At 60.1% G+C, this 12,254-nt stretch carries 11 protein-coding genes; 5 read left to right on the top strand and 6 right to left on the bottom strand.

Annotated elements, in window-relative coordinates; translation table 11 throughout:
• Window positions 1-110: 110 nt before the first annotated feature.
• The gene (locus tag EKD03_RS17370; RefSeq protein WP_129633597.1) at window positions 111-476 is read left to right on the top strand and encodes a (2Fe-2S) ferredoxin domain-containing protein; all 366 of its coding nucleotides are present in this window, start codon (window positions 111-113) and stop codon (window positions 474-476) included.
• Between the two features lie 17 nt (window positions 477-493).
• Complete coding sequence (locus EKD03_RS17375; protein WP_129633599.1) at window positions 494-898, top strand: hypothetical protein; 405 nt, start codon at window positions 494-496, stop codon at window positions 896-898.
• A 122-nt stretch (window positions 899-1,020) separates the two neighbouring features.
• Here the strand turns inward: EKD03_RS17375 and EKD03_RS17380 are convergent, their stop codons facing one another.
• Complete coding sequence (locus EKD03_RS17380) at window positions 1,021-1,542, bottom strand: Dps family protein (protein WP_129633601.1); 522 nt, start codon at window positions 1,540-1,542, stop codon at window positions 1,021-1,023.
• Window positions 1,543-1,774: 232 nt separating this feature from the next.
• On the opposite strand from EKD03_RS17380, the gene EKD03_RS17385 reads away from it, so the two are divergent.
• A complete protein-coding gene (locus EKD03_RS17385; protein ID WP_129633603.1) occupies window positions 1,775-3,127 on the top strand; it encodes a tetratricopeptide repeat protein in 1,353 nt (450 codons plus the stop codon).
• Window positions 3,128-3,131: 4 nt separating this feature from the next.
• On the opposite strand, the gene dnaG is transcribed toward EKD03_RS17385, so the two are convergent.
• The 5 genes from dnaG to EKD03_RS17410 all read right to left on the bottom strand — a co-directional run bounded on the left by dnaG (window position 3,132) and on the right by EKD03_RS17410 (window position 10,049).
• Complete coding sequence (gene dnaG, locus EKD03_RS17390; protein WP_129633605.1) at window positions 3,132-5,108, bottom strand: DNA primase; 1,977 nt, start codon at window positions 5,106-5,108, stop codon at window positions 3,132-3,134.
• 6 nt (window positions 5,109-5,114) lie between these two features.
• Window positions 5,115-6,182: a deoxyguanosinetriphosphate triphosphohydrolase gene (locus tag EKD03_RS17395; RefSeq protein WP_129633607.1), complete on the bottom strand. Its 1,068-nt coding sequence runs from the start codon at window positions 6,180-6,182 to the stop codon at window positions 5,115-5,117.
• 16 nt (window positions 6,183-6,198) lie between these two features.
• The gene (locus EKD03_RS17400; protein ID WP_129633609.1) at window positions 6,199-6,588 is read right to left on the bottom strand and encodes a hypothetical protein; all 390 of its coding nucleotides are present in this window, start codon (window positions 6,586-6,588) and stop codon (window positions 6,199-6,201) included.
• A 109-nt stretch (window positions 6,589-6,697) separates the two neighbouring features.
• The gene (locus tag EKD03_RS17405; RefSeq protein WP_129633610.1) at window positions 6,698-8,653 is read right to left on the bottom strand and encodes a hypothetical protein; all 1,956 of its coding nucleotides are present in this window, start codon (window positions 8,651-8,653) and stop codon (window positions 6,698-6,700) included.
• Between the two features lie 184 nt (window positions 8,654-8,837).
• On the bottom strand, window positions 8,838-10,049 hold the full coding sequence (locus EKD03_RS17410; RefSeq protein WP_129633612.1) for an MFS transporter: 1,212 nt from the start codon (window positions 10,047-10,049) through the stop codon (window positions 8,838-8,840).
• Between the two features lie 235 nt (window positions 10,050-10,284).
• On the opposite strand from EKD03_RS17410, the gene EKD03_RS17415 reads away from it, so the two are divergent.
• Together EKD03_RS17415 and EKD03_RS17420 are read left to right on the top strand one after the other, a co-directional pair.
• Window positions 10,285-11,952 (top strand): NB-ARC domain-containing protein, encoded by a 1,668-nt coding sequence (locus EKD03_RS17415; protein WP_161569300.1) that lies wholly within the window; start codon window positions 10,285-10,287, stop codon window positions 11,950-11,952.
• An 83-nt stretch (window positions 11,953-12,035) separates the two neighbouring features.
• Window positions 12,036-12,254 (top strand): hypothetical protein (locus tag EKD03_RS17420; RefSeq protein WP_202976810.1); only part of this gene is annotated, 219 nt, incomplete at its 3' end.

Consider the following 12,254-nt stretch of genomic DNA (forward strand, 5'->3'; position numbering starts at 1 on the left):
CGATGATTTCCAGCGTTTTGATGACACCACATCGCGTAGCTTGAGGGGTATAGGGCGCGTCACGACGCGCCCCTACGCATGCCCGAAGGTAGCTGAAATAGGAATTACTAATGGGAAAACATGACACCAGCGATCTGCCCAGTCTGGGCGATCTGCACCAAGAGGAACAGCGTTGCCTCGCCATCTGTGCGGGGAAGAAGTGTGCCAAAGCTGGTTCAACGATGGTTTTGCACGCGGCCCAGGGCGCGTTGCAGGAGGCGGGGTTAGATGCGAGCACGCAGATTGTCCTGACGCAGTGCCAGGATCAGTGTGAGGAAGGCCCGGTGGTGACGGTGTTGCCGGGGGGCTACCCCTACCTCAACATGCGCCCCGATTGGGTGCGGCAGGTGGTGGCCTCGCACATCCGTGATGGGGTACCCGTAGCGGATCTGTTACCACGGCGTTGGCGGCGGCGTTTGGAGCGTGGCAAGGAATAACGAGGAGTGGGGCATGTATGGGGGAGATAGCGACAATTGTGCAGGTTGCGCCAGGACGGCAGATCGGGTTGGCGGAGGATGGGGATATACGTCTGATTTGGGATAACGCGGCTATTCGGCTACCGATGTTTGATCTCTCCCACCTTGTGGCGCTGCTTGATGCGTGGGCGATGGAAGAAGAACTGCCGTCCCTCCGTCGGGGCTACTACCGGCTCGTCCATAGTGCCGAGGGTCAGATCCAGCTCTGGTTGAACGGTACGGGCTTGGCGCTGAGTCGCGATGAATTGCGCATTCTGACGGGAATGGTGACAGCGGCGTCTGATGAGCTCGGCCAGCCGCTGTGTCGCCAACCAAACTCGCCGTTGGGGTTGGGCTACCGCCCACTTACCGTCACGCCCCGGGCGGGGAAGTATGCGAATTAGAAGAGATGTAAGGAGAGACGCAGGTTAGAGACGCAGGCTAGAGACGCAAGATATTGCGTCTCTAACCTGCGTTTCCAGAGACGCAAGATGTTGCGTTTCCAGAGACGCAAGATGTTGCGTCTCTACCCGCGCTGCTCGATGTGCGCCCGGAGCAACCAGGCTTGCTTCTCGTGGCGCTCCATGAGGCCGGTGAGGAAGTCGCTGGTACCCATATCGTCATACTGCTCATCGGCGGCACGGACATCCTGGCGCAGATGGCGGATGATCGCCTCGTGGCCCGCCACCAAGCTCGCCACCATGCCGGGAGCATCGGGGAGATCGCCGGGTTGCTCGGCGATGGTTGTCAACTGAAGCATCTCGGTCAGGGTGCCCGGAACCGTCGGGCCAAGCATACGAATGCGCTCGGCAACATCATCAATCTCGTTGGCGAGCGCCTCATACTGATCCTGGAAGAGTGCGTGCAGCGGGCCGAAAGCCATGCCGACGAGGTTCCAGTGGTAGTTGCGCATCCGCATATAGAGAACGTGCTCATCGGCAAGGACGCGGCTCAGGATCGTGGCGACCCCCTGGATGTTGGCTTCGCTCAGGCCAATGTCGGGGGTGGGCGTGGTGGTGATCTGTCCGATTCCAATCTCGCTGGTCATTGACTGGTCACTCCTTGCATAGTTGCGCTGTTTATACGCTGATATAGCATCCAGTACTATGTGACATACGTTACCAGAAAATAGGCGCTTCGGCAAGGGGTTTGAGATGAGTATGTGGTATGCTACCATGTCTGTAGGGGCGACGCATCGCCTGCCAGTCTCGTTCGGCTTCCCCTGCTCCATGGTGGGCGATGCGTCGCCCCTACTCCGCTGTATGCGATAAGGAGTTGCTATGTCGCTCGACGACCTGCGTAAAGACCGTCATGAGGCTGCCCTCTCCGACTTCTCGCGGGCGATTGCGATTGACCCGAACTACTCATGGGCACGTTATCAGCGTGGACAGATCTACCGCGATATGGGACGCCATGACGACGCTCTGGCGGATTTTTCACACGCTATAGAGTTGACATCGGATGATCCGGCCTATTTGGCTGAACGGGGCGAGACGTATCGGGTGATGCGGCGCTATGATGAGGCGCTGGCCGATTTTTCTAAGGCGCTTGAGCTTGATCCTGATTATGCCTGGGCCTTGGGTAGCCGGGGCCAGGTGTACCGCAGTCTGCGGCGCTACGAGGAGGCGCTGGCCGATCTGAGTCGGGCGATTGAGTTGCGCCCGATGATGAGTTGGGTGATTGCGGAGCGCGGTGAATTGTTGCGCAATCTGAGCCGCTATGATGAGGCGGTTATTGATTTTACGCGCGCCATCACGATCCAGCCCGATTATGTGTGGGCGTTGGGGCACCGGGCGATTGTCTATCGCGAACAGGAGCGCTACGCGGAGGCAATTGCTGACCTTGAGGCGGCTATTCAGTTCGATTCCTCACAGTCCTGGCTGTATGCTGAACGGGGTGAGGCCCAGCGCCTTCAGGGGCATCTTGATGAGGCGCTGGAAGATCTCTCGCGGGCGATTGAACTTGATCCCAATTATGCCTGGGCCTTGGCGAGCCGTGGGGCGGCGCGACGCACATTGGGCATGACTGACGAGGCGCTTGAGGATCTGTCGCGGGCGATTGATCTTGATGCGGGCTATATTTGGGCGCTGAGCCAGCGTGCTACGCTCTATCGCAGTCTGCGCCGCTATGATGAGGCGCTGGCCGATTTTAGCCGGGTGATTGATCTCAATCCGACGCATGTCAGTGCGCTGGCCGAGCGCGGCGAGATTCACCGCTTGCACAAGCGCTACGAGGAGGCGATTGCTGATTTTAGCCGTGCGATTGCGGCCAAGCCCGATTATGCGTGGGCGATTGGCAGCCGGGGTCAGGCACTGCGATCCTTGGGGCGTCACAACGAGGCGCTGGAGGATTTTACCCGCGCTGCTGCGTTGCGCCCCGATGAGGCGTGGATCATTGCCGAGCGTGGTGAGACGTTGCGCCTGCTGCGCCGTTATGAAGAGGCGATTACTGATCTGAGCAAGGCGATTGAACTCAACCCGCAAGATTCGTGGGCCTATAGTCGGCGTGGTGCCGCGTACCAGTCGCTCAAGATCTTTGAGGAGGCATTCATTGATCTGACCCGTGCGATTGAGATTGATCCCGAAAATGCCTGGGCATGGGCACAGCGAGGCAGTCTCTTCCGGCAGATGTAGCCCCTCACGTCCGCCCTAGGCTATCGCGCAGATCGGGGAAGGTGGTGCTGCGCCGGGGTGCGCTGGTATCGGCAATGAACTGGGCCAGGGCGGTTAGTTGGCGCTCGGCGCTGTACTCCACTTCTTCATCGTTCATGCTCGCAATCCGTTGCAGCATCATACGGTGGAGGCGACGGGCCTGCTCTTGGCGAATGATGCGGGCGCAGTCTTCGGCCTCGCGGCGGTAGCGGAAGTCCTGGGGTTTGCGTTTGGCCTGTTTGAGCAGATTGATGATGTGTTCGCGCAGGGGTGCCGCAAGGTGCTCGACCCAGATCAGCAGTTCGGATTCGTTGGCGGGGCGCTGGGTGAGCGGGATAGTATTGAAGATCGTCCAGATCTGCTGGTTGGCCGGATCTTCAAAGAGATCCTCGATCCCACCGCCAAGCAACCCGCGCAGGTGCGGGAAGCGCTCTAAACCCTGTTCGAGCAGCGCCTCAATCGCGGCGGGCACGACGGTGCTGTAGCGTAGCGCCAAGACAATCAGGTGCTGCTCCATCTTGTGGGCGGTGGTGGCGGGGATGGAAGGAGCCACCGGGGGGGCTACCGGGGAGGGCGATTCACGTCGGGGTGGCGTGGGGCGGCGACTCGTCTCGATGCGTCGTACACCGCTGCGGAGCATATCGGCAATCAGATCGGCACGAATGCCGGTCACCTGCTCCAAGCGGCTGATGTAGATGCGTTGCTGCACTCCATCAAGTTCGGCAAGCAGTGGTAGCAACTTCTCCAGCGCTTGACGCTGGTGTTGCGGGTCACTCATCTCCAAGCCTGCCGTAAAGATCCCGATATAGAACTCCATCACCGGCATGGCGGCGTCGAGCAGTTGCCGCCACAGGTCGGGGTCGCTTCTAATTACCTCGTCGGGGTCGCGGCCTGCGGGCATGTGGATGATGCGCAGGCTGACATCACTCTCCAAGCGCACCACCCCTTGGGCCGTCACCACCCTCCGGTTGCCCTCGCCCTCTTCGGCGCTTTCGCGCAACACACTCAGCCCCTTGACGGTCGCCTTCTGCCCCGCACTATCGGCGTCGAGGGCCATGTAGACGTTGTGCGAGAGGCGTTTGAGCAACCCGACCTGGTTCTTGGTGATCGCGGTGCCGAGTGGGGCAACCACATTACGAAAGCCGTGCTGATGTGCGGTGATCACATCAACATAGCCCTCAACCAGCACGGTACGATCTTCGGTTCGAATGGCCTCGCGAGCCAGATCGAGGCCGTAGAGCAGATCGCTCTTGTGGAAGAGTGGCGTTTCGGGCGAGTTGAGATACTTGGGTTGAACCTCGTTGTCGAGGGCGCGCCCGCCAAAGCCAACGACCTGGCCCTTGGCATCGCGGATGGGGAAGACCACGCGGGCGCGGAAGCGATCATAGGGGCCGTGAGTCTCATGATTGATCGCAAGACCAGCCATCATCACCTCGGAGGGATCGTAGCCCTTCTTCTGGGTGAGATAGTTGAAGAGGTGAGTCCAATCATCTAGGCTATAGCCGATTTGGAAGGCTTCGACCATTTCCGGGCTGATGCCACGTTTCTCGATATAGGCACGTCCGGCACTGCCACGTGGGTGGCTGAGCAAGATATAGTTAAAATATTTCGCCGCCGCCGCATTGATCTCAAGTAAGCGGGTGCGCTGGGTATCCTCTTGGCGTTCCTGGTCGCTCTTCGGCTCTAGGCGCACCCCGGCGCGGGCCGCTAGTTGCTCCAGGGCGTCCTTAAAGTCCAGACCCTGCTTGCGCATCACATAGTCGAAGACCGATCCGGAGGCATGGCAGCCAAAACAGTAGAAACTCTGCGATTCAGGATAGACCGCAAAGGCGGGGGTGCGCGTGTTGGGGTGGAAGGGACAAAAGCCCATAAAGCTGCGCCCCGTCTTGCGCAGGCTCACCCCAGAGGCGCTGATCACCTCGACAATATCAATCTTGGAACGGACTTCGTCAATGACGTTCACGATTGGTTACACATCCCACGCCTTGGGAATAAAGATCTGCCGAAAGATCTCGATCGCATAGCGGTCGGTCATGCCGGAGATATAGTCTACCACAGCCCGCTCCATCGGCTCTTGGCGTTGGGCGTTGATTTCGAGTAACTCATCGGGTAGTTGATCGGGGTGTTGGCAGAAGTGCTCATAGAGCGTCGTGATCACAAAGCGAACCTTGGCATCTTCCTGTTTCGCACTGGGCGTAACATAGACATGGCGGAACATAAACTCGCGCAGGGTGTTGGTCGCCTCAAGCACCGTCTGGCTCATTCCCAATATGGGTGAATCGGGGGCGGGTACTGCGCCGGTAGCCCACCAGTTATGACGAATCAGATCCGCGACCATCGTATTGATGCGACTACCATGGGTTTGGCCGAGTACCGCGAGGCAATCGGCGGGCAGATCGCTTGGATGCAGCACCCCAGCGCGGATAGCATCATCAATATCGTGGTTAATATAGGCCACACTATCGCAGATCTTGACCACCTGGCCCTCCAGGGTACTGGCGGTGCCCCATGCGGTGCCCATAATATCGCTGCGTGCCTTGGAGTGCAGGTGGATTCCCTCGCGTACCGCATAGGTGAGATTCAGGCCCGCGCCACCACGTTCAAGTACCTCCACAATCCGGCGACTCTGCTCGTTATGGCGGAATCGTTCGGGGTAGAGGCGTGCGAGGGCAGCTTCGCCGGCATGCCCGAAGGGGGTATGGCCAATATCGTGGCCCAGGCCAATCGCCTCGACCAGATCTTCATTGAGGCGCAGGGCACGTGCCACCGTGCGCGAGATCTGGGTCACTTCGAGCGTATGGGTAAGCCGGGTACGGTAGTGGTCGCCGAGTGGCGCAATAAAGACCTGGGTCTTATGCTTGAGGCGCCGAAAGGGTTTGGAGTGCAGAATCCGGTCGCGATCAATCTGGTAGGCCGGGCGGATTGGACAAGCAGGTTCGGGGCGCTCGCGCACCGCCGCACTGCTCAGGGCGGCCAGGGGCGAGAGAGTCTGCGCTTCGAGAGTCTCGCGCTGCTCACGAATACTCAATGTGATCATCGGCACCTCCGCGCCTCTAACGCAGCGCCCGCCAGCTCGTAAGGCTCACCCCGACGAGCGCATGCAGCACCAGCATCGTCTGGAAGTAGAACGTATGGCCACTGGCGGTAATCTGTTGGGGGTCAACCAGGAGTGTCTCGATCCGTTGGGCGACAAAGAAACTGAAGAAGTAGAGTCCGAAGCAGCATGCCGCCGCCAGGGCGAGTTCGTGGCGGCGGGCGATCAGCCAGCCCACGAAGAGCGCGAATGGCCCGGCAAAGACTGCCCAGACCAGTGGGCGCACCGTGGCGTCGTTACGCAGATCCCCGGCGAGGTTGAGGTTGTAGGTGGCCCAGGCCAATCCGATCAGGAGCGCCAGAATCATCGCGGCCAGGGTTTTGTAATCAATACGTTGGAGTATAGACATATCTCTGAGCATTCATGTTTTGACGCCAAGACGCCAAGACGCAAAGCCTTCAAGTATAGATTCCTATTAAAACCTTTGCGTCTCTGCGCCTTTGCGTCAACAAAGGGTGTTACACACCTAATAGTTGTTTGATCTTGGCCTCAAGCGTGGCGATCTGCTGATTCAACGCCTCTTCGCGCTTGGAGAGGCTGATCAGCCCATCTTCAAGTTGGTTGAGCGTCGTGACATACCGTTGCCGCAAGGTGCCCTCATCGCCCTCACGACCGAGGGGCTGTAGGTTGCCTTGGATCTGGCGCTGTTGCTTATAGATCGCCTCGCGTTCCTGCTCCACCTTCCTGATCTCGGCTTTGGTTGCTTCGATCTTCTGGTACAGAGTGAGAATACCTTCAAGGAACTGCACCGTCTTGGGATCAAGCAGGCCATCCTTGAGTAATACCTTCAGCCGCCCGGCATTCAGGTTGCGTACATGCTCCTGACGGCTCACCAGTTGGCGTTCGGTGACCGCAAACTTACTCTGACCATGGGTTGGGCAGGGCACCCGCCAACGGGCAAAACCGGGGCTTTCTTCATCGGGGGGGCGCGTATTGTCCAGATCATAGTTGGCGAGGCGAGCATGTTCGATCATCACCTCGGCGGGTTTATCGAGGCCACTGACAATCTCGTAGTACCGGGTACGGATGTCATACTCTTCGTAGACGGCATACTCACCCCGGATACGCACCGCATGCATGCGACGGTGATTGAGCACCTTCTCATGCACCTTGATGCCCAACTCGACTGCGTATGGCACAATCAGTTCACCCCCGGCGCGGGTGAAGGGCAACACCGCCTCGCCAGCATAGTCACCATCATCGAGTACCGTGACTGGCCCGCGTTCAAGGGTCAGACCGGTCTCATTCAGTAGGCGCAGCGAGGCCACCGGGTGATCGGGTAGTTTGGCCTTGTTGTAGAGCAGATCGCGGCTGGCGGGCAGGCGCTTACTTACAATCGGCACCATCGCCGATTGGCCACGGGCGACACTCACCGGATGGCCGACCTTATAGGCAAAGAGTGCGCCGCGTTCATCGCCCTTGGCGCTGATTTCGACCGACTCTTCCATCTCCTTGGCCGAAAAGCGATCTGATGGGGCCGCCATTGATCGCATGGCCCCGGCAGGTGCGGGTGTCATCATCGGGGCGGGTGGCGCAGCCCCAAAGGCCATCTCCGCCACCATCGGGGCGGGTTCGGGAGCGGCATCGAAGAAGATCGGTGCGCCTACGGTGCGCTCCTCGTCTTCCACCAACGGGCGTTCGGGGGTATGTGGTTCGTAGAGACGGTAGCGGAATGAGATCGGCATTCCGGCCACCAGAGTCAGTTCGACACCCTCAAGATCCTCATCCAACTGATTGTCGAAGATGCCCCAACCCTGGAGCAGACAGCCACCCTTGGCCTGCTCATCCTTGGGTTCCTCGTAGAGCAGGCGGTAACTGACGCGCCATGCCGGGGCGGGTGCGATATAGCCCACGAGCAGATCATGCTCACCGGGGCTGAGGTGGATGGTCGCGCTGCGACGATCCTCTTCACTCTGGGCGGCACGCAGGAAGAAGTTCAGGTCGGCCACCGCAGCGGGATCAAGCAGATCCACCCGCGCCAATTCGGCGACTGGCAACGCCCGCACATGGTGGGTCTCAAGGTCATAGATCGAGACGATAGCGCGGCGCAATGGCTCGTCGGCTTCATAATCAACCCCGACCACCAGCCCCTCAACCCGAATCTCGCCCTCGACATCCAGCACCAGCGCCACTTGGCGCCCGCGCAGGTCGCGCAACAGATCGAGCATGCTCTGGTTGTCCGAGAGATGAATACTGCCACGTTCGAGAATCGTCGCCCGATCCTCTGGGGTCTCAAAATCAACACTCTGGACTTGGCCTGTACCGAGATCAAGCGCCACCAGACTCTTCAACACATCGTCCATAGCCTCGCGGGCAAAGGTGAGCCGCAGGCTCTCACCCGTTAGGGGGCCACGACGTTCAAAGTAGCCGACTCCGTGCTTGTAGATCGTGATCCGACTGATCGGTAGCGACATGCGGTACTGCTCCTTCGCTGAGGGAGAGGGTCTTTAGACATGAGGTATGGTACCACACCATATCGCTCGGCATGGGTGGGGTAGAGACGCAACATGAGACGCAACATGAGACGCAACATGAGACGCAACATCTTGCGTCTCAAGACGCAACATCTTGCGTCTCAAGACGCAACATCTTGCGTCTCTACCCCTCCACCCCACGCAGCGTATAGATCGTCACTGCCGAGATCAGATAGGCCAGTGCGGCGAAGATAATCACTGGGGTGAAGCCCCAATGTTCCAGGACGATCCCGCTTGTCCATGCGGCGGCGGCCCACCCCCCCGACCAGAAGACGCTCATCATGCTGGCGGCAATACCACGTTGGCGTAACGGAGTAGCCCGCATGATCAGCGCATCATTCAGGGGGTAACTGGCGGCAATCGAGAGGCCACGGAAAAAGAACCCGATGCTGGAGAGCAGCAACGAGGGGGTGAGCATCAGCAACATCGCGGGCACCGCGCCTATCCGGGTGAGCGTGGCGGCTCTGCGCAGCCCCAGCCGGGTTGCTACTGGCCCGCCCAGCAGACCACCGACTCCCATTCCCATGGCGCCCCAGGCCAGGACCATGCCCACTGCCGCATCGCTCAGCAGGAAGACATCGCGGAAGAAGAGATTCTGGAATGGTAGAAAGGCTCCGCCGCCCATCCCCAGCAGTAACCCGGCAACTGCGAAGCGTACTAAGCGCGGCATGGAGAGGAGGCTGGTGGGCAGTGGGGCAGCGCCGTGGGGGCGCTCATGCGCTACTGGCGGCATCCGAATCAGGATCGGCAGCATCGCCACCACACTCAAGCCCACCACCACCATCAATGCTATGCGGTAGGCGGCGGTGTCCTGTGGGCCAACCCCGATCAGCCCGGCGGCTAGGCTGGGTAGCAACCCGCCCACCACACTCCCGGCTAATCCTACCGCCATCGTCGCCGAGGCGTTCCAGCCAAAAATGGTGGCCCGTTGTGCCTCGTTGGTGACGCCCGCCAAGAGCGGCGTAACGGCGGTTGCGGTTAGGATGTAGGCTGCGCCTATCAGAAATTGGATCGGGATCATGATCCACAGGCTGGTGAACTGAAGGAGTAACACCCAACCCACCCCATAGACAGCAACCCCGATCAGGAGTGAACGCTGGGCACCAATACGGTCAATCATCATCCCTAGCGGAATACCCATCAGCATCCCGGCGGCGCGCCCGATGGTTGAGAAGAGCCCCGCTGTGGCAACGGTATAGCCGAGCGAAACGAGGTAGAAGTTGAAGAGGAGATCGCCAATACTGAGGGCGAGGCCGAAGAGGGAACTGTGGAGCAGGATGAACCAGATCGGTGGGCTGATCTTGCCCCCACTTAGGCGCGCACGCATGGCGAGCATAACAACTTCTCCTTATTGTCAGACGTGATCGGTGTATCCTCTAGGGTAACACGGGGTTGTAGGTGTTGGGATCGGTACGAAGGCGGATGTTGGGCGCGGGGCGTTTTGTCTACAGATGACGCAGATGACGCAGATTGTTTAGTCTCGTGATGGACTTCCTAAGAGTTCAGATGCTGCTACAATGCCAGCATAATCTCAGGTTGCCCCTCATGTTCGCATGTCCCCGGAGGCGGCGATGCACGATCCCCAATCCTTCTCAGTGCAACATACAACCATCCATGGCGATCTGATCCAAGTTGCCGGGGATTATATTGATCAGACCACGATCCATCTGCTGCGCCCCAAGGAGTGGATACCACCCGAACCGCCTGTTTGCCGCGAGGATGCGATTGATCGCCCAGAACGCATCGCTGAGGTGACGGCGCTGCTCGCCGAAACCGGGACGGTGACGATTACCGGGCGCACGACGTTGGCTCTCCAGGGGATTGCCGGGATTGGAAAGACGACCCTGGCCCAACTGCTGGCGTTCCAACTCTTCGACCAGGGGCGCTACCCTGATGGGGTGTTGTGGGAGGATCTTGGCCCCTCGGTTACGACGCCAGAGCATGTGCAGATGATCCTCGATAAGTGGGGCGCATTGGCGGCCATTGGCCCAGAGGGAACGACCAAGCGCTTGCACTTTAGGCCCGATGTGGTGCGAACCCTGCTCAGCCAACACCGGCGCTTGCTGGTGCTGCTCGATAATGTCTGGTCGCTCGATGCGATCCGTCCGCTGCGTGATGCCCTACCACGCGGGGTGGATCTGATTATCACGACCCGTATCCCCCGGATTGTGCATGCGCTGGGCGGGAAGATCTATGCACTGGGTCGCCTGAGTGAGCGCGAGGTGCTAGCGCTAGTTGCCGCCCGCCTGGGCTGGGCACCCGCCACCCTCGCCGAAGCCCCCTGGCTCGAACATCTGGTTGAGGCGGTTGAGCGCCACACCCTGGCCCTTGATGTGGCGCTGCGCCTGCTGCGCGACGAGGGCAGCACCCCATCACGGTGGCAACAGACCGCCCAGGCCATTCTGGCCACCATTAACGAGGCCACCGACTTTGAGCGCCTAGCCGTCCCAGAGGGCGAGGGCGATCAGCATGTCGAGAAGGTGCTTGCCTACAGCTATACCCATGGCTCGCTGGGGCGTAGCGAGTGGCTGCGGACGGCCTTTCGGTGGCTAGGCGCGACCGCGCCTTCGGCCAGTTTTGACCTTGCGGCGATAGGTGGCCTGTGGGAGTGCGACGCCACCACAGCGCAACAGACGCTCAATGACCTTACCGGCGCGGGCCTATTGGAGCGGATCGAGCATCCCGACGCGGCGCTACGCTGGCGGCAACACCCCATCCTACGCGCCTACGCACTGGCTCTGCTGCGCCGTGTGGGTGAACATGAGCAGGCCACACTGGCCTATACCCGCACCTATACCCAGTTGATGCAGGCAGCCGATGCTGCCAATGACTATATTCGGATGCTCCCCGAAGCCCCCCACCTGCGCCACGCAGCCCATTGGGCGCTGGAGAACCAGCTTAGCTTGGCACTCGATCTGATCAACGCCAGTGCCACCATGCAAGCCACCTTCGGCCTGGTTGCGGATCAACTGGCGTGGGCACAGGCGGCGCTACACGCAGCCCAGCTACGCGGCGATCCGGCCACCATGGCGAAGGCTCAGGGAACGTTGGGCAACGCGCTGCAACACGCAGCGCCGAGTTCGGTCAATGATCGCCGCGCCCGCCTGCTGGCCGCGCTCGACGCCTATGATGCCGCGCTGCGCTTTTACACCATCCGAACCCGCGTGGTAGCGCGGGGTTGTAACCCCGGCAGAGGAAACGCGGGCGCGGCGCATGGAAGGCACGCACGGCTCGACTGAGCTCGCCGAAGTCCTCGGATACGTGCGCCGCGAACAACTGGTCTGTTATGGCGAAAACGATGACTGTATGTCATAATGTACACATGCAGCGAACGATACGCATGCGATTAACCCCATCTCCTCCTCAAGCGGCTGCGCTGACCGAAACGAGCCGCCTGTTCACGGCTGCCTTCAATCAGTTCGTGCGTCTGGGATGGGACGCGAAGGTCGGCAATGCGACCAAGCTGCATTATCTGGCCTACTACCCGGTACGGGAGAGCATGCCGACCCTGAACAGCAACCTGATCAATACCGCCCGTGCC

Origin of the sequence: Candidatus Oscillochloris fontis, from assembly GCF_004138135.1 — a bacterium.
Lineage (GTDB): Bacteria > Chloroflexota > Chloroflexia > Chloroflexales > Chloroflexaceae > Oscillochloris > Oscillochloris fontis.

Bases quoted from the DNA above. Each gene is read 5' to 3' on its own strand.
- EKD03_RS17370 (WP_129633597.1), top strand. From the start codon at position 111: ATGGGAAAACATGACACCAGCGATCTGCCCAGTCTGGGCGATCTGCAC.
- EKD03_RS17375 (WP_129633599.1), top strand. From the start codon at position 494: ATGGGGGAGATAGCGACAATTGTGCAGGTTGCGCCAGGACGGCAGATC.
- EKD03_RS17380 (WP_129633601.1), bottom strand. From the start codon at position 1,542: ATGACCAGCGAGATTGGAATCGGACAGATCACCACCACGCCCACCCCC.
- EKD03_RS17385 (WP_129633603.1), top strand. From the start codon at position 1,775: ATGTCGCTCGACGACCTGCGTAAAGACCGTCATGAGGCTGCCCTCTCC.
- EKD03_RS17395 (WP_129633607.1), bottom strand. From the start codon at position 6,182: ATGATCACATTGAGTATTCGTGAGCAGCGCGAGACTCTCGAAGCGCAG.
- EKD03_RS17400 (WP_129633609.1), bottom strand. From the start codon at position 6,588: ATGTCTATACTCCAACGTATTGATTACAAAACCCTGGCCGCGATGATT.
- EKD03_RS17405 (WP_129633610.1), bottom strand. From the start codon at position 8,653: ATGTCGCTACCGATCAGTCGGATCACGATCTACAAGCACGGAGTCGGC.
- EKD03_RS17410 (WP_129633612.1), bottom strand. From the start codon at position 10,049: ATGCTCGCCATGCGTGCGCGCCTAAGTGGGGGCAAGATCAGCCCACCG.
- EKD03_RS17415 (WP_161569300.1), top strand. From the start codon at position 10,285: ATGCACGATCCCCAATCCTTCTCAGTGCAACATACAACCATCCATGGC.